19 protein-coding genes and 1 pseudogene are annotated in these 20,141 nt (G+C 46.8%); 14 read left to right on the forward strand and 6 right to left on the reverse strand.

Annotation, left to right across the window (positions count from 1 at the left end; translation table 11 throughout):
- Positions 1 to 288 precede the first annotated feature (288 nt).
- From speE to SPB21_RS05230, 7 genes are all read left to right on the forward strand, one after another.
- A complete protein-coding gene (gene speE, locus SPB21_RS05200; RefSeq protein WP_163703126.1) occupies positions 289 to 1,572 on the forward strand; it encodes a polyamine aminopropyltransferase in 1,284 nt (427 codons plus the stop codon).
- A gap of 101 nt (positions 1,573 to 1,673) precedes the next feature.
- Positions 1,674 to 2,774 carry an agmatinase family protein gene (locus SPB21_RS05205; protein WP_250564988.1) on the forward strand — a complete coding sequence of 367 codons (1,101 nt, stop codon included), beginning with the start codon at positions 1,674 to 1,676 and terminating at the stop codon, positions 2,772 to 2,774.
- 245 nt (positions 2,775 to 3,019) lie between these two features.
- The gene (locus SPB21_RS05210) at positions 3,020 to 5,206 is read left to right on the forward strand and encodes an NHLP family bacteriocin export ABC transporter peptidase/permease/ATPase subunit (RefSeq protein ID WP_006519918.1); all 2,187 of its coding nucleotides are present in this window, start codon (positions 3,020 to 3,022) and stop codon (positions 5,204 to 5,206) included.
- A 40-nt stretch (positions 5,207 to 5,246) separates the two neighbouring features.
- A complete protein-coding gene (locus SPB21_RS05215; RefSeq protein WP_499865820.1) occupies positions 5,247 to 8,153 on the forward strand; it encodes an NHLP bacteriocin export ABC transporter permease/ATPase subunit in 2,907 nt (968 codons plus the stop codon).
- A gap of 137 nt (positions 8,154 to 8,290) precedes the next feature.
- Complete coding sequence (locus SPB21_RS05220) at positions 8,291 to 8,422, forward strand: hypothetical protein (RefSeq protein WP_499865821.1); 132 nt, start codon at positions 8,291 to 8,293, stop codon at positions 8,420 to 8,422.
- Between the two features lie 27 nt (positions 8,423 to 8,449).
- Positions 8,450 to 8,935, forward strand: a complete 486-nt coding sequence (locus SPB21_RS05225; protein ID WP_163703123.1) for a hypothetical protein — start codon at positions 8,450 to 8,452, stop codon at positions 8,933 to 8,935.
- A gap of 373 nt (positions 8,936 to 9,308) precedes the next feature.
- The gene (locus tag SPB21_RS05230) at positions 9,309 to 10,103 is read left to right on the forward strand and encodes an arylamine N-acetyltransferase family protein (protein ID WP_163665358.1); all 795 of its coding nucleotides are present in this window, start codon (positions 9,309 to 9,311) and stop codon (positions 10,101 to 10,103) included.
- 78 nt (positions 10,104 to 10,181) lie between these two features.
- Here the strand turns inward: SPB21_RS05230 and SPB21_RS05235 are convergent, their stop codons facing one another.
- The 4 genes from SPB21_RS05235 to SPB21_RS05250 all read right to left on the reverse strand — a co-directional run bounded on the left by SPB21_RS05235 (position 10,182) and on the right by SPB21_RS05250 (position 13,976).
- Complete coding sequence (locus SPB21_RS05235; RefSeq protein ID WP_163665356.1) at positions 10,182 to 10,937, reverse strand: IS3 family transposase; 756 nt, start codon at positions 10,935 to 10,937, stop codon at positions 10,182 to 10,184.
- 13 nt (positions 10,938 to 10,950) lie between these two features.
- A complete protein-coding gene (locus SPB21_RS05240; protein WP_163665354.1) occupies positions 10,951 to 11,235 on the reverse strand; it encodes a transposase in 285 nt (94 codons plus the stop codon).
- Positions 11,236 to 11,519: 284 nt separating this feature from the next.
- Positions 11,520 to 12,824 carry a cadherin domain-containing protein gene (locus SPB21_RS05245; protein WP_499865823.1) on the reverse strand — a complete coding sequence of 435 codons (1,305 nt, stop codon included), beginning with the start codon at positions 12,822 to 12,824 and terminating at the stop codon, positions 11,520 to 11,522.
- Between the two features lie 519 nt (positions 12,825 to 13,343).
- The gene (locus tag SPB21_RS05250) at positions 13,344 to 13,976 is read right to left on the reverse strand and encodes a hypothetical protein (RefSeq protein WP_499865824.1); all 633 of its coding nucleotides are present in this window, start codon (positions 13,974 to 13,976) and stop codon (positions 13,344 to 13,346) included.
- Positions 13,977 to 14,955: 979 nt separating this feature from the next.
- Here SPB21_RS05250 and SPB21_RS05255 point away from each other — a divergent pair.
- From SPB21_RS05255 to SPB21_RS05280, 6 genes are all read left to right on the forward strand, one after another.
- Entirely contained in the window at positions 14,956 to 15,105 is a 150-nt protein-coding gene (locus SPB21_RS05255; RefSeq protein ID WP_163665348.1) for a hypothetical protein, read from the forward strand.
- The gene (locus tag SPB21_RS05260; RefSeq protein WP_348918750.1) at positions 15,074 to 15,532 is read left to right on the forward strand and encodes a GNAT family N-acetyltransferase; all 459 of its coding nucleotides are present in this window, start codon (positions 15,074 to 15,076) and stop codon (positions 15,530 to 15,532) included. Before SPB21_RS05255 ends, SPB21_RS05260 begins: the two co-directional genes overlap by 32 nt.
- Positions 15,533 to 15,634: 102 nt before the next feature.
- Positions 15,635 to 16,009 (forward strand): VOC family protein, encoded by a 375-nt coding sequence (locus tag SPB21_RS05265; protein WP_163665346.1) that lies wholly within the window; start codon positions 15,635 to 15,637, stop codon positions 16,007 to 16,009.
- A 272-nt stretch (positions 16,010 to 16,281) separates the two neighbouring features.
- The gene (locus SPB21_RS05270) at positions 16,282 to 16,716 is read left to right on the forward strand and encodes a GNAT family N-acetyltransferase (protein WP_163703119.1); all 435 of its coding nucleotides are present in this window, start codon (positions 16,282 to 16,284) and stop codon (positions 16,714 to 16,716) included.
- A 99-nt stretch (positions 16,717 to 16,815) separates the two neighbouring features.
- A complete protein-coding gene (locus tag SPB21_RS05275) occupies positions 16,816 to 17,244 on the forward strand; it encodes a DUF1622 domain-containing protein (RefSeq protein ID WP_163665342.1) in 429 nt (142 codons plus the stop codon).
- Between the two features lie 524 nt (positions 17,245 to 17,768).
- Positions 17,769 to 18,203, forward strand: coding sequence for a hypothetical protein (locus SPB21_RS05280; RefSeq protein ID WP_499865826.1), 435 nt, complete (start codon positions 17,769 to 17,771; stop codon positions 18,201 to 18,203).
- Positions 18,204 to 18,471: 268 nt separating this feature from the next.
- Here the strand turns inward: SPB21_RS05280 and SPB21_RS05285 are convergent.
- Positions 18,472 to 18,615 (reverse strand): annotated as a pseudogene (locus SPB21_RS05285) (transposase); the annotation flags it as partial.
- A gap of 77 nt (positions 18,616 to 18,692) precedes the next feature.
- On the opposite strand from SPB21_RS05285, the gene SPB21_RS05290 reads away from it, so the two are divergent.
- On the forward strand, positions 18,693 to 18,953 hold the full coding sequence (locus SPB21_RS05290; protein WP_499865827.1) for a hypothetical protein: 261 nt from the start codon (positions 18,693 to 18,695) through the stop codon (positions 18,951 to 18,953).
- A 198-nt stretch (positions 18,954 to 19,151) separates the two neighbouring features.
- Here the strand turns inward: SPB21_RS05290 and SPB21_RS05295 are convergent, their stop codons facing one another.
- On the reverse strand, positions 19,152 to 20,042 hold the full coding sequence (locus tag SPB21_RS05295) for a metal-dependent phosphohydrolase (protein ID WP_163665336.1): 891 nt from the start codon (positions 20,040 to 20,042) through the stop codon (positions 19,152 to 19,154).
- Positions 20,043 to 20,141 lie beyond the last annotated feature (99 nt).

Raw genomic sequence — 20,141 nt, forward strand, 5'->3', positions numbered from 1 at the left:
CAATCTCTTTAATCGATCGCATGTTATGTCCTCAAATTTTGGACCCAACTACCATCATAGTTCTCTTTCAAAAGAATATATGATTATGATGGTGTCTGATTGTTTCAGTTCAGTCAATTTAGTTATAAACTTATCTAGCTAAGTTATGTGGACGGTCTACTATTGGTTCTCACCTCTCTAATTCCCAGTTGGGTCTTAAGCCTTTATCGGTACATGAGGGGTATGGCAAGTATTTGTTTCTTTTGAAGATGGCTGTTTTTAAGTAGCTTATATTGAGGCTGTAGGTGCATGAAATCTCTTGGTCGCCATATTTTAGTGGAATTCCATGGTTGCTCATCTGAAGTGCTGAATGATGTGCCATGCATAGAATCAAGCATGGTCGGTGCAGCTAAAGAGTCGGGAGCTACGATCATTAGCTCGGTATTTCATCATTTCTCTCCCTTTGGAGTGTCAGGTGTAGTCGTTATTCAAGAAAGTCATTTGGCAATTCACACCTGGCCAGAGTACCGCTATGCAGCTGTAGACTTATTTACCTGTGGTGATTCGGTTAATCCATGGACATCCTATAAAATTCTCAAAAAAGCATTTCAAGCTGAACATGGCTCAGCGGTGGAAATTAACCGGGGTCAACTGGATTTATTAGAGAAAGCGAGTATGGAACTGGGAGAGCTGAGGGATGAGGCCGCACAACAGATGGTAGTTCCGAAGTATAGTCGCAGCGTTTGGTTTACCGATCGCAATGAAAACATGGCCCTCTCGATTCGCCATAAAGGAGACTGTCTGTTTCGAGAAAAATCCCCTTACCAGACGGTAGAGGTGTTTGACACCTTTGAGTATGGTAAGTTGTTGGCCGTTGATAAAATGGTTATGTGTAGCGAAAAAGATGAGAAGGGCTACCATGAGATGATTATCCACGTGCCGATGGTGATGCAGCCAGAGGTGAAGGACGTTCTGGTGGTGGGCGGTGGTGATGGGGGCAGCATCCGTGAAATTTTGCGCTACGACCTTGTTGAAAGGGTGACCATGGTAGAAATTGATGATGCTGTTGTCAGGGCCTCTAAGGAATTTTTACCCAGCTTGTCGTCGGCCTTTGATCATCCCAAGCTCAATTTAATTATTGATGACGGCATTGAGTATGTGAAGCAGGCTCCAGATGCCTGCTTTGATATGATTGTTGTGGACTCTTCTGATCCTGTGGGTCCGGCTGAAGGGCTATTTTCCAAATCGTTTTATCAAGATGTTTATCGCTGTTTACGACCAGGCGGGGTGATGACGGCCCAGAGTGAGTCGCCCCATTTTAACCAAAAGGCATTTGTTGAGCTCAACCACTGTTTGAAGGATATTTTTAATGTCGACAGTGTCTTTTGTTATTTAGCGTTTATTCCCACCTATCCTACGGGCATGTGGAGCTTCACTTACTGCACTAAGGGGGGCAAACATCCTGTTGCAGATTTTGATCGGGAACGAGCCCAGTTAATTTCTAAAGAGTTTGGTCTGCAATATTACAACAGCGACATTCATGGGGCGGCGTTTTGCTTGCCCACCTTTATTCGTACCATGCTTGATAGTTAACTAGTTTGCGCTTTCTGCTAAGCGAGCGGAGCTGAAGCTAAAATTTTTTGACAGTAGTCTCTTTTAGCTGCGCTCAAGGAACGCTCACCTTGAAGGATAGTATGGGTAAACAGTCTCAATCTGAAAAGAAGTCATTTGATTCAGAGGAACGTATTTCTAACAAAATTGCCAGCTTTGATCCGGGCGGGGTAGGTGCTGTCAATGGCAATTTGTTTGGGTTTCCCCATGATTATGCCCATGCCAGTACGGTGGTGATTGGCGTGCCTTGGGATGTGACGACGTCGTACCAGGATGGCACATGTCGGGGGCCAGAGGCTATTCTACGGGCATCGCCCCAGCTTGATTTTTATGATTTTGATAATCCTGAAGCATGGCGACAGGGTATTTATATGCTGCCGATTCCACAGTGGTTGCTGGCGGAGAATCGGCGGTTAAGACCGGATGCGATCGCAATCATCCGCAATGCTGAGCAGGGCATAACCCCTGACGATAATCTAGATCTAGCGGCTGCCCTAGAGCGCATTAACCAAGGCTGCCGCGCCATGAGTCGCTGGGTCAGCCATCAAACCCAAGTGGCCCTACAGCAGCAGAAAAAGATCGTCGTTATTGGTGGCGATCACAGTGTGCCGTTAGGGGCTTTGGAAGCTCTGTCTCAGGAATATCTCAGTTTTGGTATTTTGCATCTAGATGCCCACGGTGATTTGCGCCATGCCTACGAGGGATTTCAAGAATCCCACGCATCGATTATGTTTAACGCGATGCAGCTGCCGCAGATTTCAAAGCTAGTGCAGGTAGGCATTCGGGATATTTCCCATGGTGAAATGTCCATGATTCAAGACTCTAATGACCGGATTGTGACCTATCTAGATACACAGCTAAAGCAGGCAAATTATGCTGGGAAAAGCTGGCTGGAACAGTGTCAGGACATTGTGCGCCATTTGCCTGAGCATGTGTATATCAGCTGCGATGTAGATGGTCTCGATCCGAAGCTATGTCCCCATACGGGTACACCGGTCCCTGGCGGACTAAACCTTGAAGAGGCTTATTGTCTATGGCGTGAGGTGGTTCGCAGTGGGCGGCATATTATTGGCTGCGACATTTGCGAGACCGGTAACCATGAGTGGGATGGCAATGTGAGTGCGCGGATACTATATAAGCTATTTAGTCTTATGAATATGGGTGAGGGTGGCTCTGAGTTGTGAGTGCTTAGTTTTGAATTAATAGCCTTTGCCTAGGATATGCCTCTAAAAACAACTAGCTAATAACCAATAACCGAGCACTCACAACTCAAAATTAAAAACTCAGAACTCTACAACCCTCCAAGTTAAGAAGTATTGCCTTCTCAACGCTTTCTAATGATTTGTTTAGATGCTTGTTCAGGTGCTGTTTTTATTCTGCCAAGCAATTAAAACTAGCTTTAGGTGGTTCGTTCAAAGGGGTAACTTGAATGGCGCGTCGGGTTAATTCGCCAACGGTTCTGCAAATGGAAGCGGTGGAATGTGGTGCCGCCGCCCTCAGTATGGTTTTGGGTTACTACGGTCGGTATGTGCCCTTGGCGGAGTTGCGCCATGCCTGCGGTGTTTCACGGGATGGGGTGACGGCAGCCAATGTGCTTAAGGCCGCACGCACCTATGGCCTGGAGGCGAAGGGATTTAAGAAAAGTCTGGATAGCTTAGAACAGCTAAAACCACCGTTTATTGTATTCTGGCATTTCAACCACTTTTTGGTGGTGGATGGGTTTGAGGCTAGCCATGTGCGTCTCAACGACCCAGCGACTGGACCGCGCCGGGTGACACGTCAAGAATTTGATGAGGGATATACGGGAATTGCGCTAACGTTTGCGCCAACGGATACCTTTGAAAAGGGTGGTCGCAAACCCAACGTAATTGGCTCCCTGGTACGGCGACTGGCCGGATCTACGGGAGCCTTACTCTATTGCACATTGGCAGGTTTTTTGCTGGTGTTGCCAAGGCTAGCACTGCCTGCGTTTAGCCGCATTTATATTGACAACATTCTGTTGGCTAAGCGTTTGGACTGGTTACCCTATGTGCTTTTGGGCATCGCCTTAATAGTGCTGGTGCAGGGCCTATTGACCATGCTGCAATTGCGCTTTTTGCGAGCGCTCAGGATCAAGCTGGCGGTGGGTATGGCCAGTCGATTTGTGTGGCATGTACTACAGCTACCGGTGGGGTTCTATGCCCAGCGGTTTGCGGGGGAAATTAGCGGTCGCATTAGTCTAAATGACAGTGTGGCCGCAGTGCTGTCAGGGAGACTGACGACGACAATTATTAGCTCGGTGATGATCGTGTTTTATGCGATCGCAATGCTCCAATACGATGTCCCCCTAACCATCATCGTCATCTCTTTTGCCATCATTAATGTCGGCGTTCTACAGTGGGTATCTCGGCAACGTAAGGATGCCAACCTGCGACTGGTGCAAGAATACGGTAAGGCATCAGGAATTGCCGTCGCTGGATTACAGGGCATGGAGACCCTCAAGGCAGGTGGTTTAGAGTCTGACTTTTTTGCTCGCTGGGCGGGGTATCACACCAAAGCGGTCAATGCTCAGCAGAACCTGGGATTGGCTAACCGTGTGATTGGCCTGTTGCCATCGCTACTGTCCACCCTGGCTGCACTGTCGCTGCTCATCATTGGCGGCTGGCGCATCATCCACGGCAGTCTCACCATCGGTATGTTGGTAGCATTCCAGCTGTTAATGCAAAGCTTCCAGGGGCCGGTGAATGCCCTAGTGCAGTTTGCCGGGACATTACAAACCCTACAGGGCAATCTTGACCGTTTGGATGACGTGTTGGAAAACGAGACAGATGTCGCTTTTTGCCAGCACTGCAAGCACAATGTCTCTGAAGAAGAGGAGGCTGCCAATAATCACCGTCTTTCTGGAGCCGTGGAGATTCGTAATCTTTCCTTTGGTTACAGCCCGCTGGATCCTCCTCTGATTGAAGACTTTAACCTCACCATTAAACCAGGGCAGCGGATCGCACTCGTGGGTGGCAGCGGCTCGGGTAAATCTACATTGGCGCGAGTGATTGCGGGACTGTATCAGCCGAGAAGTGGTGACGTTTGTTTTGATGGCCGCCCCCGACAAGAGATTTCCCAAGCCACACTAACAAACTCCATTGCCATGGTAGAACAGGATATTCTGTTGTTTGCCGGTAGCGTACGGGATAATCTAACGCTTTGGGATGATACCGTTTCGGATGACGATTTGAAGCAGGCTTGTCGAGACGCGGCGATTGAAGAAGCAATTTTGGCGATGCCCTATGGGTATGATGCCAAGTTGTTGGAAGGGGGCCAAAACCTCAGTGGTGGTCAGCGGCAGCGACTGGAGATTGCGCGGGCATTGGTTAATAACCCGTCGATTTTGATTATGGATGAAGCGACGAGTGCGCTAGATACGGAGACTGAGAAGATGATTGATCAGAATCTACGGCGGCGTGGGTGTACGTGTATTATTGTGGCGCATCGGTTAAGTACGATTCGAGATGCGGATGAGATTATTGTGTTGGATCGAGGGAAAGTTGTGCAAAGGGGAAATCATGAAGAACTTTGGCAAGAGGCTGGCCATTATGGAGACTTGATTCGCAGTTCAGGGACGGCATTGGCGGTTGCCTAGAGAGTTTTGAGTTTAACTGTTTTATCGACGACTTGATCCCATGGTTCTCGCAGATTCACAAAGCACGTCTAATACCTCTGGCATTTATTCCATCAACAGTAATGATGTCTTTCCTCTACTATCTTCCGGACTGTGGCGAGTTAAATCTGGTCGCTTAGGCATATTTGCCGTGGGTTGGAAGAATGGTGAACCCGTAGGCGAACGCCGCTATCTGTGGACTGTAGATGTAGGGGATTTGATCATCGAGACTGAGGCTAGATCCTGTGATCTGGCTTTAGTGGCGGTGGCGTTTGAGGCAAGTGAGATAGAACCTATCGCCAAAGAAGCAGATGCTAATGGGGATGGGGGTATTTGTGGCCATGTGACCATACCGTTGCTCAGGCAGGTTGAGCGATGGGTGGGTGGACTGACTCAGGTCAAGGGATTTCCTGGCAGATCGATTGCAGAGTCTTCTGAAATTGTTGGGACCGTGAGCCGTGAGCCTGCCGAGGGCTATAGTCCAAAGGCCGCGATGATGTGGGTGAGACCTACGACCCATCAGGCATATTGGCTAGATGTGGAGCGGTTTGTGCTTGGGCCTTCGTCTCCTTTGTTTCCGATTTCGCGGACAACTTGGTTGCAGGCTCCAGAAGATCAGTCAGTGGAGTTAGAGATTGTTTCTGCTGATCAGCTTTGCTCTAAGAGTTCCTATAAGGAATTTATGCAGGGGTTAAATCTGTTTCACCAGTATGCGCTGGAAGTCATTGAAGAAGGGTGGCAGACAGATCGACAACGCGGGGAACAACAGTTTACGGCTCGCCAACAACTAAACCAGGAAGTGACACAAACGGCACTGCAGGGTTTGGTTTCTGTCTTGCAGCCAAGTTCAGGGGATTATTTGCTGGCAGACACGCCGCTGCTAAGGGTGGCAGGGGCCGTGGGCCATGCCTTGGGAGTGAAGATTGAACCTCCGGCAGAGTCTGAACAGGCGCAACAGGTTAAGGAGCCGTTGGAGGCGATTGCCAGGGCATCTCAGCTGCGAATGCGGCAGGTGTTGTTGCGGGGGCGCTGGTGGCGGCAGGATGTTGGCCCATTGGTGGCCTATACGCAAGATGAGCGTCGTCCAGTGGCATTGATTCCGGTGCGTCAGACTCACTATGAGCTACTGGAAGCGAATGGTCAGCGCATACCCGTGACTGAAGCGGTTGCGAGGACAGTGGAGCCGGTGGCGTTTATGTTTTATCGGCCTTTGCCTGAGGGCCATCTGACGGCCTGGAATTTACTGAAGTTTGCGTTTCAGGGGCGTCAACGAGACCTGACAGTGATGGGGCTGGCGGGAGTCGTAGTGACTCTGTTGGGAATGGTGCTGCCGCAGATGACGGCGGTGCTGGTGGATGATGCGATTCCCTTTGGTAGTGCAGGATTGCTGTTGCAAATTGGTTTGGCGCTGGTGGCTGTGGCCATTGGGCGAGCAAGCTTTCAGCTGGTGCAGGCGATTACCACCATGCGACTGGAGACGGGGTCTGATGTGGCATTGCAAGCAGCAGTGTGGGATCGCTTACTAAAGCTCCAGACTTCATTTTTTAGGGACTATGCCACAGGGGATTTACTGTCGCGGGTGTCAAGTATTACGTCGATTCGTCGGTTACTCAGTGGTTCGGCATTAGATGCGATTTTGTCAGGGACGTTTGCGTTGCTGAATTTGGGATTGTTGTTTTATTACAGTGGTAAATTGGCTGCGCTGGCACTGGTAGTAGCGCTGTTGATTATGGTCGTCACCGTCACTTCTGGCGCATTTTTGCTAAAGAAACAGCGACCTATGCTGGAGATTCGGGGAGAACTGTATGGTCTCATGGTGCAGCTGATCAATGGAGTCTCAAAACTGCGGATTGCTGGGGCGGAGTCGCGGGCGTTTGCTCAGTGGGGTAACAAGTATCGTCGACTGTTGGAGATAGAGCTCAGCACCCAGCAGTTGGAAGACTCGGTCAATGTGTTTAATACGGTGATTCCCACCGTGACAACTATTGCCCTGTTTTGGTTGGCAAGTACGCTGGTAGGGCCATTTGAACTATCGACGGGGCGATTCCTGGCATTTAATGCAGCCTTTGCGATCTTTATCGGCGGTATCACTAATCTGAGTTTGACGATGATCGATGTGATGGATGTGATTCCGCTGTGGATGCGATCGCAACCTATCCTCGCGGCATCTCCTGAAGTTACTACTGAAAAAACCGATCCGGGGCAGCTATCGGGAGCATTTTGTGTAGATCGTGTTACCTTCCGCTATCGGGAAGATGGCCCGTTGATTTTAGACAATGTGACAGTAGAGGCTAAGCCTGGAGAGTTTATTGCGCTGGTGGGACCATCTGGTTCTGGTAAGTCTACTGTTCTGCGGCTGCTACTAGGGTTTGAACATCCCCATTCAGGCACTGTTTACTATGACGGTCGGGATATGTGCGGTTTAAATTTAACTGCCATCCGTCGACAGCTGGGTGTGGTGTTGCAGAATGGTCACATCAGCGCTGGGTCCATTTTTGAAAATATCTCAGGTGGAGCACTGATTACCCAAGATGATGCCTGGCGAGCGGCTGAGATGGCTGGGTTTGCTGAGGATATCCGCAATTTTCCAATGCAGCTACACACAGTAGTCAGTGAGGGAGGCGGCAACCTTTCTGGAGGACAGCGACAGCGATTGATTATTGCGAGAGCGTTGGCCCTTAACCCAAAACTGTTACTGTTGGACGAGGCTACCAGTGCTTTAGATAATAGAACCCAGGCAATTGTGAGTGAAAGTCTAGACCAGCTGAACGTTACCCGTGTTGTTGTCGCCCACCGTCTGAGCACCATTCGAAATGCCGACCGCATTTATGTGATTAAAGCTGGTCGTGTAGTTCAGGTAGGCAACTTTGATGAGTTAGCAAAACAACCAGGCGTTTTTGCAGAGCTCATAAAACGACAGCTAGCTTAAGCTCCATGAATTCTATCTTAGGATGCATTGCGTTATTGCTAACCCATTCTAGTGGACTGGACTAGGGTGCCCTATAGAATTTGCAGAGAACGATTGTGATCGCTGCCAATTCACAGCCTATCAATCAATCTAAGCTTGTGAGTGTAACGGTAGCAGCACTGCCTCACATTCAGGAAGTGGACTATTTTGAGCAAGTTACGATTGATTTTGGAGTGCGATCGCTTTCCGACCACAAGTCCTCAGCCTCGAAAAGGCGTGCCTCAATGTAAGCAGCTACATATTTTGCTAAAGATTTGGTGATTGATACCAGTGGCTATAGTTCTCAAGCACCCAAATGGTTGAAAGCGATCGGCTATGATGCCCCAGAAGAGACAGTAGTCACAACGTCAATGGGCTATGCCAGCCGCCTCTATGAAATCCCTGCTAATTTTCAAGCAGACTGGAGAGGGGTGTACATTCAAGCAGCTCCTCCCGAGCGAACGTCCATGGGAGTACTTTATCCAATTGAAAATAACCATTGGATTGTCGGTGTCTGTGCGACGGCTCCGCATCGACCTTCTAAAAATGAAGCTGAATTTCTAGAGTCCTTGCGAAATTTGCCAAGTCCACACATTTACAATGCCGTGAAGGATGCAAGGCCTGCAACTGAAATCGGAATTTATCATCCACCAGGCAATCGATTACGCTACTATGAACGGAACGTCTTAGCTGCTAGCTACAAGGATTTATTGCCTTGGGAGATTCTGTCTGCTCATTTACACCGATCTATGGACAGGGGATAACGGTAGCCGCATTAGGAGCCATATTGTTGCGGCAATGTTTGCAAGAAACTGCTTTAACAGAACTACCTAGTCGTTTTCAAAAAGAACTTGCCAAGGTCAATGCAACTCCTGGATCGCAGCGACCAGTCAAGACGCGAAATATCCCAGTGTGAAAGGCCTAACACAACCTCCAATTCTGCCAGAACAAGCGATCGGCTGGTATACGGATCAACTTATTCAGCTAACAACGAAAGAACCTCAAGTGACCTTGGTATTATTTAATGTTTTTCATATGGTTCAGCCATCTGGTACATTATTTCAGCCATCAATGCTATTTCGAGTCATTCAACAACTGCTAACTTGCCCATTGTGGTTTTCGACATGAGGTAAAGCCATGGATATAGAGTCGTATCTTAGACGCATTGGATACTGCGGGCCACGTGAACCTACAACAGAGACGCTGAAACAACTTCATCGGGCGCACATGCTTGCTGTTCCATTTGAAAATCTGGATATTCTTCTAGGTCGCCCGATTACCCTTTCCCTCGCGTCGTTCTACGACAAGATTGTTCAGCATCGGCGAGGTGGTTTCTGTTACGAGCTGAATGGACTCTTTGGATGGCTACTTGAGCAGCTTGGTTTTACGGTAGTACTCTTGTCAGCACAAGTGTTTAATGGCGATCAACCAGGGCCTGAGTTTGACCATCTAGTTCTATTGGTTGAGATGGAGGAACGTCTAATTGCAGATGTGGGATTTGGAGATTCATTTCTAGAACCGCTACGGCTCGATGCTGGAGCAGAGGATGTGCAATATGGTTGTTCATATCGCTTGATAGAATCAGGGACTGATAGGCTCCTCCAGCGTCGACGAGAGTCTACTTGGGAGTCACAATATGTTTTTTCATTGACTCCCCATCAGCTTGCTGAATTCAGCACCATGTGCGAGCATCAACAGACTTCTCTAGAGTCAGCTTTCAAACAAAAATCACTCTGCTCACTGGCAACGCGAGATGGACGTATCACGCTTTCAAATAATCGTTTGATCGTAACTGCTGGAGGGCAGCGTCAGGAACAGATGGTGGCAGATGAGAAGGCGTATCGAAATCTTCTGAAATCTAAGTTCGGGATAGAATTTAAAAAAGGAGTATGCGTTGATATTCTTATAGGTCTAGATGTATTGCCTAACTAGCCTTACAGCTGATAAATAAGTTGTTTTTCAGTTTCTTTAAAAGATACCCCCCGCACCGCTAAAGGTAACCTTAGGTTCTCAGTTTCTCTCGTCTAAAAACTCTTCTATTCTGGTATGTACCTCATTAAAGTTGCGATAGTCTGATAAGTCAACCTCCTCTTCTTTAATTGTTCTCATCAGTCGTTCAGCATCGCCATTCTCATAGGCTTTGCCCACACCCGCCATACTAATGGCTATCTCGTTCTCCTCCAATAGCTGAACATACGCATTGGCCGCATATTGCACCCCTTGGTCTGAATGATGGATCTCTGGAATATATTGATTCAGTCCTTTCTCCAAGGCTGTTATCGTTAACTGTTTCTCCATCGTTCTATCCAAGTGCCAGCCTCGAATACTGCGGGTAAACACATCCATTAACACCGCTAAATAAACAAACTCATCCTTCAATCGAATATACATTATGTCGCCCACCCACACCTGCCCTGGACGCTCTACTGCCAACCCTTTGACTAGATTAGGATACCGCTTATAGCCATGCCCACTATTCGTTGTTCGTTTCCGACGTATGCGCCGCTTGGCCAGTAGTCCTAATTCTCTCATTAATCGGCTGATACGTTTATGATTAACTGTCCATCCCTCTCGCTGCAATTGTTTCGTAATCCGGCGATAACCATAGGTGGGATACCGTCCCGCTACATCAATGATCGCTTTTTTCAGTTCCTCCTCTTGCTGTTGTTTATCTGATTCTGTCCGATAGTAATAGCGGCTTCGGCTGTAGCTAATCACATCACAGATTACCTGGATCGGATACTCGGCTTTTAACTGCTCAATCATCGTTCGTTTCCGCTCAGATTCCATACGTCTGAAGCTTTTTTGCTACCGCTAATTCCATCGTTAGCCGACCTACCATGCGTTCTAGTTCCGCGATTCGCTCGACTGATTCATGCCCACCTCCTTTGCCTCCAAACGCTAAATGCGCCTGGTTTAGAAATTCATTGCGCCAACGATTGATCACGGATGTATGAACTTTATGGGCTCGACTCACTTCGCTCACACTCCGCTGGCCACTGACGATCTCCAGCACCACGTTTGCCTTAAATTCGCTACTGTAGTTTCTGGGTTTGCTGGCCATATTCATTCCCCTTATTGGACTCTAGCTTACGCTCTCTCAGTCCTGTCCTAATTTTGGGGGTCACTATAGTCCTGCTCTCGCCTCCCATCTGTACTAAGGTTGATGTTGCTGTGTGGGAACCACAATGTACGTTAATACGTCAGGTAATTCTGTGTAAAGCAAATAGTTGACATTCCCCTCTGGCCGATTGGTCACCAGAGGGGTTTTCTTTCCCGAACTCTGTCCCAAACGCCCCCAAGCGCATACGCTTCTTACTATGATGGAGCAACAGCATGGTTAGACTGCTACTGGGCTTGGTTCAGATATTTTAATATAACCAGTTTACGCACCGCCAACGCACGCTTATACAACTGTTCGGCCAGGGTTGTGTCGCCACTAAAGATGCTATGAGTATCTTGGAGAAACTTTGCTTTAGGCGTATTGGCAATTTGCAAAGAAGAGTGAAACCCTTCTTGTAGTAACTTTATAGCGACGTCTTCTTGACCATTGGGAACAATTCTTAGCAAGCGTTGGTAGGCTTTAAGCTGAAAAATCACACTTTCTTTATTGTCCTCTAAGCCTTTCCAATTATAGCTATCGAGGGTCGAATCTTTGAGTAAATTTGCGGTTCGAAAATCAACTTTCCTATTTCGTTTCAGAAAGGACTTCAAATCTTTGATGTTATTTGTTGCCTGCAAGCTTTGGATATTATTTGTTGACGCGGCATCCTCTGCTATGTCCGTCACACTGATAGTGACTGTTTGAGTATCCGTTAACCCATCCGAATCAGTCACCGTTACTTCAACGTCATAGTTATTATCACCATTGGTATCCCCAGGCGCTTCAAAATTAGGTGCATTGTTGAAGGTGACTACACCGTTATCAGCATTAATGGAGAACAATGCTGCATCAGCACCCCCTGAAATGCTATAGGTTAAACCAGAGCCTTCAGAATCACTATCATCTGACGTTTCTACGTTAATTGCGCCAATCTGATTCTCTGGAACACTTGCTGTAAAAGTGCTGGTAATAGTTGGAGCACTGATAAAATCAGCCTTAGTTAGCTGTGTAGGGTGAACTCTTATCAAAGTGGCCAATTTCTCACCATCATTTGGATCACCAGCCTTGTTAATAAAGATATCTGTATTGTTAGCACCTTGAGAAAGGATATCCAAATCATCAAAGGTAAGGCCACCCTCTAGCTGAATCTTATCCTGTCCATTTTGAAAGTCTATCAGGGTATCAGACCCGCTACCGGGAGCTAGCACAACAATATCGTTACCTGCTCCACCCACCAGTATATCGTTACCTAATCCCCCCACCAGTAAGTCATTGCCAGCACCACCCTCTAATCGATCTTGACCTTTCCCACCATACAGCCAGTCATTACCGGCACCGCCCTTTAGTAGATCTTGACCTTTCCCACCATACAGCCAGTCATTGCCAGTACCACCATCTAGCAAGTCCGCTCCGGCCATTCCTTTAAGACGATCGTTGCCACTCAGACCCAAAAGCTGATTGCTTGAATTAGTTCCGTTTAAGACATTATTACCCTCATCTCCAATGCGGACACCGCTATCGATAATTTGATTAAAAAATTCACCAAACATTCCTTCAATCTCCTAAAGCAATTACAAGATAAGTGACAATCTTTTCCCTATGTCGCTGGCCTTACTATGGCGAATCTCAAGGGTAGGAAAAAGACCGAAATATTCAGGTTTATTCAGGTAAATATTCAGGTTTATTCAGGTCTGATGAGACTATGTGATCCACTACTCAACGTTCTGTGATCTAGCGCATGCTGAAACTAACAATCCATCCTAATTCCCATGCCTGACACCTATTAATTTTCCAGATTCTTCAACTTTCTCCGAACCCTGCCTCTAGTTTCTCAGTAACTCATCAGCTCGTACCCCTGGGCATAAATATTGCAGCCAAGCACAACCACTTTAGAGCGGCTTGAATCGGTCAGAATCTTAAGTGGAGTGAACGGGTAACGGACTTGATTAAAGGAGATGCAGTCACCTAACCAAAACAAAACCCTGACCGAAGCCAGGGTTGGAAGGGTAAGGTGTATCTCGATCTTTTGATGCTCATCAACCATAATCTCTGATTTGGCTGAATGAGTGTCAAAGCCCCGAGTTATAGTACGTACGATGTTTGGTTGGGTTGTCAGTCGTGCCCGCGCTCACTGTTCCGTCCGAATAGAAATAGTAAACATGGTCATTTGAACCAGCGATACCGACACCAATCAAACTCTTATTCTCTGGTTGGTTAGACTCATAATAATTTCGGTGAAGCACGGGATTGTCTGTAGTACCTGAGCTTACGGTTCCATCCGACCACCAATAGTAAACATGGTCGTTAGACCCTGCAATGGCAACCGCTATCAGATCTTTATCCTCATCCTCTGGAAGGTTACCTGGATAGTAGTCTCGATACCTAGTTGCGTTATTGGTCGTTCCCGAACTTACCGTGCCGTCGGCATACCAGTAATAAACATGATCATTTGATCCAGCAATGCCGACTGCAATAACAGATTTTTGAGGCGGGTAGTTGGCACTATAGGTCTGTCGGTGATGCTCTGGATCGTCAGTGGTACCAGAACTCACCTGACCGCCAGTGTAGAAGTAGTAGGTGTGGTCATTAGACCCGGCAATACCAATACCAACCACGTTACCTGTATCAGCGACTGATAATTTTGGAAAGGCTGCGGTCGCAATGAGTGTGGCAGCAGCAAATAATATTTGTTTGTATTTCATGATCTCAATTCTCCATTTCTATGAGGCTTTAATTTGAGGCGTAATGATATTCATTGTGGTCATTACGCCTTTATTGTCATGGGTCATCGACCGACTTCAAGACTGAGAATGCATGACTTTTTACTGATTTTGCATGACTTTCCTGAGAACATAGAAATGCTCAGCATCTTAGCCAAAGCCTCCAGGATGGCAAAGGGGAGCGGCAGGGGTTGGGGGGGAGATTAGTAAGCCATACCCCATGATGACGCCCGCTAATGGCAAAAAAACGGGGACATAAACTCAAAGCCTGATGCTGCCGTTCTGCTGTGATCGCTGAAAGCTCTGAAAAATCCATAGCCCCGTTGTGTCTAGTGCAACTAATCCACGGTATAGAGCCTTAGGTGATTCAGTAGAAAGTTTCCACCTAATCACCCAAATCAGCATGTTAGGCTGACAGCTGTCCAGCTAATTATCTTATCGGGGGTGTTAGACTGAAATATTTCTACCTAATCTACTAAATCAGGGGATTAGGCAGAAAGTTTCCTCCCAATAATGAGTTAGTCGTCACGGATGTTTTGTCCGCGATTTCCAGCGGTTTTGTGGCTCGTTTTCGGCAATCCAACGCGCTGATGGCGTGGGTGTTGCGGCGGGGTAGAATTGCCGCATGAGTGAAAAGGCTTGCCCCGAGATCGCATCCAGAACCGTTGTCCAAAGCGAGCGGCCAGGATGTGTAGGGGAGGTGCCGCCTCAAGCGCCACTGAGCTAGGCGTTATGCTGCAAAGAGATAACCTTAATGCCATTCGACATTGATAAAATATTTGTTGATTGCTGCTCCAAAATTGAACAGTTTACCTAGGGGCATTCTGATGAAGCGTTTTATGCTTTTGCCATTGACACCTCAATGTTATGTTTCAATTCGATTGAGCAATTTACACAAACTCTTAAGGAGTATCAATCTCGTTGGACCCGTAAAACACGACCGCTCAAGTCCCTCGCCGAGATGACTGAAGAAGATTGGGTTCATGACAAATTTGCATTAACCCTTGCTGAAAAATATAGCGGCTTAGCCAGAAGCGATGAGAAAAAGATCTTAGAATTTATCAATAAACGCCGTATCCGTGAACGAGCTATTAGCTATCAAAAATATTGATATGAATGTCAGGTATACAACTTCAGTTGAAAATACAAACTGGAAGGACATGTCCAATATATTCAAAGCTGTCGGATGGGGTGAAAGGCTTTCGGCACAAGTTAGACTCTCATTCGAAAGAAGCTCCTTTAAACGCTTTGCTTATATTAGTGATGAATTGGTTGGTGTAGGTAGAACAGTTGATGATGGATATTACTATGGATGGATAGTTGATTTGGCTGTGTTGCCGGAATATCAAAGGAATGGGATTGGCTCTAAAATCCTTAGTGAGCTTGAAAACGACCTCAAGCCTTTTCTTACTACAATGTTGACAGCCGTACCAGGGAAAAACAGCTTTTATGAAAAACTAGGTTGGCATAAACAGTGCTCAGCCTATATATGGCCTCGATCAGAAGAGCAAATACGCTCATTCACCATCAATGGCTAACAAGCACTTGCAACGGAACGGAAATATGCACTATTGATATAATGAAACATTATTGTCGTTCGCTCAAGCCCAAGCCGTTACACTAGTAATTGAGGTTAAATTTTGATTTCACATATTACGCTTGGTACTGGAAATATCGAAAAGGCAGTTTTGTTTTATGAAACATTGCTAGGTTTGTTTGGTGGAAAACTAATCCATCAATCAGAAAAAGTTGTCTTTTTCAGCTTTCCGGATAGCGATACCAAATTAGCTATAAGCATACCGTTTGACGGTATGCCAGCTACTCATGGTAATGGAACTATGGTTGCGTTTAAATTGCTAAGTATAGAGAAGGTCAAAGAAGTTTATTCCAAGGCTGTCGAATTAGGCGCTTCATGTGAAGGTGTTCCAGGAGAAAGGAACGAGGGGGCATTCTTTGGTGCGTACTTTAGAGACTTTGACGGAAATAAAATCGCTGTATTCTACCGGTATGAGTAATTGCACAACGCCATCAATGGTAATTCCACATAACAACAAACTGTAAGGTGTGGTTCTTGCTGCAACTTCTAATACCTCTCTAATAAATTTTAGGGGCCACACCATGCTTATAAACTCCCTGAAGCAAGCGCTCTCAGCCTAAAATATTTGCGATGCGAACACAGGTAAAGGCCCTTACCTTGCCGCCTAACCCTGTGCAGGAGCGGACGGAACTATTTACATCCAGGTATCGAAAAACTACTGGCCGTCGCTCAGCCATACGTTAGGCGCACATGCCAGACCATATAATCCGCCGGGCGATCGTCAACGATGCTTCCACATTAAGCGATCTCGATCACATTGCCCGTGGCAGTTCCAATCGAAGGGACTTTATCCGAAACACGGTGGAAAGTGATTGCGCTTGGGTGGTCGAAATTTCCGGTGAGATTATTGGCTACGGAGTCATCTCCCATGGGTTCTTTGGCCGCTCATTCATTGATCTCATCTACCTTGCAGAACCCCATCGCTCATCCGGGCACGGACCTAAATTGGTGGCGTTTCTCGAAAGACAATCGCAATCGAGCGATCTATTCACCTCGACCAACGAATCCAATTCGCACATTCAACATGTCCTTGAGAAACTGGGTTACGAACGGTCAGGAGTCATCCATAATCTTGATCCCGACGATCCGGAGATCGTGTATGTCAAACGTTCGGTGCGCGCCTAACCACTCGTTGGAGCTTCAACTCCTATAATCGGTTTAATGTGTGGATAAAACAATAGGCTAAACGAGACTAAAGACACTGAACTCTTGAGGTGATGGTGAATGGACGTTCTCACACATTTCGTCGAAAATTTTGAAGCGACTATCGGATTATTTGCCTATTCGCTGAAGGTTTGTTTTGAAGCTATTTCCATTGGTACCATCCTATTTGGGCTAATTACGAGTGGGCGACTTGCGTTCTTACTCTTACGACGTCCCAACACCTATCACTACACCCGAGTCCGTGCCCGCTTTGGGCGAGCCCTGGCTCTGGCTTTAGAATTTCAATTAGCCGCCGATATTTTAGCGACAGCGGTATTCCCATCCTTTGAGTCCTTGGGCCAATTAGCAATCCTTGCGGTGATCCGAACGGGCCTCAACTTCTTCCTCACCCGAGAACTGGAAGAATTACACCGGTTGGAAGAAGCTGTGCTAGTGAGATCTTCAGCTGATAACTTAAGTACAAGTTCTGAGAAGTTAAGTACAAGTTAAGTGAGGACAGGGCATCAGGATAAAACACCTTTATTGGGTAAACCTCTTGCAGCATTTGTCTTACCTGCTAAGGGAACCACCGAGGCTTACCTTTATCGGTCGCATGAAGGCAAACCGCGCAGGAACCTACACGCCTAACCCCGTGCCTATCTATCTGGAAGCGGTTGGAGACGGAGATGGCTTAGAGCACCCTGCACCTGGGCACCCTAACTCAAGATAGACATAGCACCTTGCAACACCCCCTGACGCTCATTGCTTCGGGGGTTATTTGTTGGGGTATTTTTTTGAAAAAAATCCCTCAGCTATTACCAGCCGAGGGACATGAACAGTGAATTTAGAGTCTGGTGAGCACCCTTTTGTCCTGAGGAATATGTAGCATCGACCTCCGAGTGTCTTTAAAAGTTGCGAAGGAATGCTCAATGCTATCTATTGAGGGGGTTAGCCGAAAGTCTCATTTAGTAAAAGGCTCCCGATAGCAAGCCACCCCAGGGAAGTGTGTAGTGTAGTTTCCCTACATACGACACATGAAACTTACCCCGGTTATCGCTTCGTTTGCCTTGATCTCTGCTGCTGCTCCCTCGGCATTGGCTACACCTGTGTGCTACATGGACATGCATGGGGTGCGCACGGACCTGAGTTACATGTGCAACGAGCGGGACGTAGCGGCCCAGGTGAGAGAGGAGCAAGCGGTTGCCGCGCTCAATCAGCAGAAGCTATCAGACTTATCTACTTATGGCGTTTGGGTTGTCGGCAATAATATAAGGGGGACGCTAAGGAATTCTGGAGCCTCGCCCATTAGCAACATTACGCTTACGATTCGCGCCCAACAAGAAGGGCGGTCTGAAGAATTCAGGGAAGTAACCATCGATCAGGTTGGCGGGCGAACTGAGGCTGATTTTGTGGCGACTTTTAATCACTCACCTCAAAGCTGGTCGATTGAAAGCATTGAGATTCAGTAAATTAATCGCCTATTAAATGTCAAGTACTTTGGGCTCTTCCGAGCTTTTGGTGACTAAAATTGGCCTAAATCACCGTTCAGTTATCATCTGAACTCCTTGCATTTCCGTTAGAGATGCTGCCACATCCCTTTCAGGTCAAAGGCATAGTTGCTTGGCAGCGCAAATGGTCAAGGCAGTTATTGCCTTGGAAGTCCACCTTGCAGAGGTTGTTACCGAAACTGTTGTTATCTGATCAATGCCCTCTTGCTAGTTTAGTAGAGAGGTATTTTCATGCAGCCAAAATAAATCGTTTTGCCAGTAGGTCGAACCCTGCTCTGCCATACATTTGCCGCTTCAACATTTTCAGTCGATTGTTTAATCCTTCGACCGGTCCATTACTCACCTCCAACGTGAGACCAGCCTTGACGGCGGCATGACTATAGAAATACATTTGAACGCTATGCTGTTGGATTATGGGGAGTCGATAATGCTATAAACTGGCGTAGCGCTATGGCATATGATGCAGCAGCTATTTTTTATGAAGCTCTTGAAAAATCTTCTTGTGTGCCAACTATGGAAAATACTGCTTTTTGTCGCACCCAAGTTCAAGAGCAGCTAGCGACACAAGTCGCATTAGATTACGGAGCAACTGGTAGGTTGAGATTTGATTCAGGTAACCGAGTTGTTTCTGAATCCAAAGAAGAGCGTAGTAATGGTGATGGGATATTGGTGGAATTACGTGAAGGAAGCTTTGAGCGTATTCCTGACTAGAACTAGACTATTCAACAGTTACATGTAATTCTATTCTTCATACAAGTTTAAAGTTGTTACAGAAGATAGAAAACTACGATATAGCCTATTTAATAAGCTTTGAAACTTGAGTCGCTAGCTTCAAGGGGATGGCCTGGAACTTTGAGATAATATTGATTAATTTGAAGCAATTTCATCCAATATTATCCTCAAAAAAAATTAGCGTTTTGTGAGAGCTGGTTGCTTAATATTTACCGCCTCCACATTAGCTTCTAGATTTTCAACAATCTGTTGTCCTAGGGGGGTTGCTTGCAAATAGGTCAACGCAGGCTGAATGTAGGAATAAACTTGAGTGCGATAAAACTTAGGAAAACCCAATTTCAGATCCTCAGGAGTCCGATAGCCCAGCTCTTGGTTCTTCCCTAATTCCTCGAACTCATAGAAAAGCGCCACTGTCTTTTGTAAATAACCCGGATCGCTAAGCTGACCAATCAGGTCCGCCGCACGGGTCAGACCAGGATAGTGCCCCGTAACCTGATAGACTGGCTCATCTGGTACCGGAAATCGGGTAAAGCCAATGTTGCGCTTAATTGCCTGGAGGTCTAAAACTTCATAGTGGCTGAAATTCTCTTGCACGAATAGCTTACCTCGTTCAATGTGGTAAGGAGCCAAACTAGCATCTGTTGACCCTGGAGGTAGGGTAACCCAGGTTGTTTCTGGCACTAAACCAGAGGTCTGAACCCGCGATCGAACATAACGGCGTTGTGCAATATCATCCTGCTGGCAGACACCGCTGACATAGCCAATATCATGGCAGAGCAACGACACCATAAAATTCAGCCAGTCCTCACAAGTGACATTACCCTCAAGCTGATGCTTGCCGTGCAAGATTTCCTGCCCTACTAGACAGACAAGGATCGTGTGTTCAACATTGTGGTACAATGCTGTGCTGGCACTAAGCCTATCCAATACCTGAGCAGCAAACGTGCTTAATAAATGACCATAGTCCAATTGAAACGCTTGTTCAGGCTTTGCAGATAGGTAGCCCAAAGGTTTCCCCAGCATCTGGATATACTTCTCGTGCAGCTGATTTACACAAGCTTGCTTCATTGAGGTGGAGGGGTATAGCACTTTTAATGTCCGTGGAACTTGATTGCAGGTTAAAGAGCTTGCGTTTAAGGAACTATGAGCTATGGGTAAATTATATGT

The sequence above is a fragment of the Leptothoe sp. ISB3NOV94-8A genome (assembly GCF_043421595.1).
In the GTDB taxonomy this organism is placed as follows: domain Bacteria; phylum Cyanobacteriota; class Cyanobacteriia; order Phormidesmidales; family Phormidesmidaceae; genus Leptothoe; species Leptothoe turfae.

What these genes read in the sequence shown, in the direction of transcription:
- speE (WP_163703126.1), top strand. Translation starts at nt 289, where the DNA reads ATGAAATCTCTTGGTCGCCATATTTTAGTGGAATTCCATGGTTGCTCA.
- SPB21_RS05205 (WP_250564988.1), top strand. Translation starts at nt 1,674, where the DNA reads ATGGGTAAACAGTCTCAATCTGAAAAGAAGTCATTTGATTCAGAGGAA.
- SPB21_RS05210 (WP_006519918.1), top strand. Translation starts at nt 3,020, where the DNA reads ATGGCGCGTCGGGTTAATTCGCCAACGGTTCTGCAAATGGAAGCGGTG.
- SPB21_RS05215 (WP_499865820.1), top strand. Translation starts at nt 5,247, where the DNA reads ATGGTTCTCGCAGATTCACAAAGCACGTCTAATACCTCTGGCATTTAT.
- SPB21_RS05230 (WP_163665358.1), top strand. Translation starts at nt 9,309, where the DNA reads ATGGATATAGAGTCGTATCTTAGACGCATTGGATACTGCGGGCCACGT.
- SPB21_RS05235 (WP_163665356.1), bottom strand. Translation starts at nt 10,937, where the DNA reads ATGATTGAGCAGTTAAAAGCCGAGTATCCGATCCAGGTAATCTGTGAT.
- SPB21_RS05240 (WP_163665354.1), bottom strand. Translation starts at nt 11,235, where the DNA reads ATGGCCAGCAAACCCAGAAACTACAGTAGCGAATTTAAGGCAAACGTG.
- SPB21_RS05245 (WP_499865823.1), bottom strand. Translation starts at nt 12,824, where the DNA reads ATGTTTGGTGAATTTTTTAATCAAATTATCGATAGCGGTGTCCGCATT.
- SPB21_RS05250 (WP_499865824.1), bottom strand. Translation starts at nt 13,976, where the DNA reads ATGAAATACAAACAAATATTATTTGCTGCTGCCACACTCATTGCGACC.
- SPB21_RS05255 (WP_163665348.1), top strand. Translation starts at nt 14,956, where the DNA reads ATGACTGAAGAAGATTGGGTTCATGACAAATTTGCATTAACCCTTGCT.
- SPB21_RS05270 (WP_163703119.1), top strand. Translation starts at nt 16,282, where the DNA reads ATGCCAGACCATATAATCCGCCGGGCGATCGTCAACGATGCTTCCACA.
- SPB21_RS05275 (WP_163665342.1), top strand. Translation starts at nt 16,816, where the DNA reads ATGGACGTTCTCACACATTTCGTCGAAAATTTTGAAGCGACTATCGGA.
- SPB21_RS05280 (WP_499865826.1), top strand. Translation starts at nt 17,769, where the DNA reads ATGAAACTTACCCCGGTTATCGCTTCGTTTGCCTTGATCTCTGCTGCT.
- SPB21_RS05290 (WP_499865827.1), top strand. Translation starts at nt 18,693, where the DNA reads ATGGCATATGATGCAGCAGCTATTTTTTATGAAGCTCTTGAAAAATCT.
- SPB21_RS05295 (WP_163665336.1), bottom strand. Translation starts at nt 20,042, where the DNA reads ATGAAGCAAGCTTGTGTAAATCAGCTGCACGAGAAGTATATCCAGATG.